General features: G+C 46.7%; 3 protein-coding genes. All 3 read right to left on the bottom strand.

All coding sequences use genetic code 11. The features are described 5' to 3' along the window. Positions 1–203, bottom strand: a 203-nt coding sequence (locus ACXJGZ_RS07245; RefSeq protein ID WP_456398831.1) for a hypothetical protein, incomplete at its 3' end; no start/stop codon positions are given. A 37-nt stretch (positions 204–240) separates the two neighbouring features. Then, the gene (locus tag ACXJGZ_RS07240) at positions 241–1,224 is read right to left on the bottom strand and encodes an alpha-ketoacid dehydrogenase subunit beta (RefSeq protein ID WP_456321925.1); all 984 of its coding nucleotides are present in this window, start codon (positions 1,222–1,224) and stop codon (positions 241–243) included. After that, a partial coding sequence (locus tag ACXJGZ_RS07235) for a thiamine pyrophosphate-dependent dehydrogenase E1 component subunit alpha (protein WP_456398828.1) occupies positions 1,212–2,011 on the bottom strand: 800 nt, incomplete at its 5' end. The genes ACXJGZ_RS07235 and ACXJGZ_RS07240, both read right to left, overlap by 13 nt.

Raw genomic sequence — 2,011 nt, 5'->3', positions numbered from 1 at the left:
TTTCCAATGTTGCACAGGGCAATGCGCATGGCGTAGTCCTCCCTCTTATCTCGGATTATCATGTCCTTAACTGTTTCAGGATTAAAATCGTATATAGCCCACGGACCTATTCCATATTCATCCGCATATTTTCTCACAGTCTCATCCAAATTTTTCACAACAACAGCAACCTGAAGCACATCCGTAAATATCGGATTCTCCATAATTTTCACTTCCTTTTTTTCTAAAAATTGAAAGAGATCAAAGAATCTCTCTCACAGCTTTCTCAATCTTCTCGGTGCTTGGTATCCACTCACTCTCAAGGGCGGGGCTGAAGGGAACGGGAGTTGCTGGTGGTGTCACTATCTTTACGGGAGCTTTTAAACTATCGAAGGCTTTGCTGGCAGCAAGAGCAGCAATATCCGATGCAAAACTAGCTCTTGGATACCCCTCATCAACTACAACGAGCTTTCCGGTCTTTTTTATGGAGTTGATAATTGTGTCCACATCAAGAGGAACTATTGTCCTTGGATCAACAACCTCTACACTTACGCCTTCTTTCTCGAGCTTCTCCGCAACTTCAAGGGATTTATGAACCATCGCAGCAGTTGCAACGATTGTGATATCTTTTCCTTCCCTCTTGACATCAGCCTCCCCCAAGGGTATTGAATATGGCTCTTCTGGAACCTCTCCCTTAATTGCGTAGAGTCCCTTGTGTTCTATGAATATCACGGGATCATCATCCTCTATTGAGGAAATCAAGAGTCCTTTCGCATCGTAGGGTGTTGAGGGCATGACAACCTTCAAACCCGGAACATGAGAGAACAGCGCATGAAGCGATTGTGAATGCTGTGCCGCCGCCGAAAATCCGGCTCCACAGGTGGTTCTAAGAACCATGGAAATCTTGGCTTTCCCTCCAAACATGTACCTCATCTTTGCAGCTTGGTTGTAGAGCTGGTCAAAGGTCACCCCGAGGAAATCTATGAACATGAGTTCTACTACTGGTCTCAGCAAACCTGTAGCTGCTGCACCGACGGCAGTTCCTATAAATCCACTCTCGGCGATTGGAGTGTCCCTAACCCTTTCGGGTCCATATTTATCATAGAGCCCTGCGGTTACGCCGTAAATTCCTCCATAAACTCCAACATCCTCTCCCATAACCACAACTTTTGGATCCTTTGACATTTCATAGTCAAGAGCCTCGTTCAGCGCCTGCGCAAAAGTAATCTCCCTTACCACTGCCATACTAGCACCCCCTTGGTCGGCGTGGAGAACACGTCTTCAAGAACCTCCTCCTTTGAGGGCCATGGACTCTCTTCAGCAAACTTAACCGCTTCCTCGATTTCCTTCTTTACCTTATCCCATATTGCATTGAGCTCCTCTTTTGTTACAATCCCCTTCTCCAGGAGCTTCTGCTCAAAGAGCTTTATCGGGTCCTTGTTCTTTTTCCACCATTCTATTTCTTCCTTTGACCTGTAAACCTGAGGATCACCTTCAAAATGCCCTCTAAACCTGTAAGTCTTAGCCTCTATGAGGGTGGGACCTTCTCCCCTTCTGGCACGTTCAATGGCTTCCTTGGCCACCTCATAAACCGCTAGAACATCCTGTCCATCAACACTAACCCCCGGGATACCATAGGCCTTTCCTCTCTCCGCAACGCTTTTGATGGTCTGCTGCTTGTCATAGGGGAGAGATATCTGATACTGGTTGTTTTCACATACGAACACCACAGGGAGCTTCCATATTGCTGCTAGGTTTATTCCTTCATGAAAGTTCTGCTGGTTGGAAGCACCATCGCCAAAGAATGCCACTGCAACTCTATCGAGACCATTTAGCTTTATGCCCAAACCAGCTCCCACGGCATGGGGAATTCCTCCTCCCACCATGCCATTTGCTCCCAGCTCACCAACGTCAAGGTCAGCTATATGCATTGAGTTTCCTTTCCCTTTCCCGCTTCCTGTTTTCTTACCAAAGAGCTCGGCCATTGAGGCTTTAATATCTCCACCTTTTGAAATATAATGTCCGTGCCCTC

The organism is Palaeococcus sp. (in: euryarchaeotes) (assembly GCF_053987695.1).
This window is presented reverse-complemented; position numbering and strand designations above follow the sequence as displayed.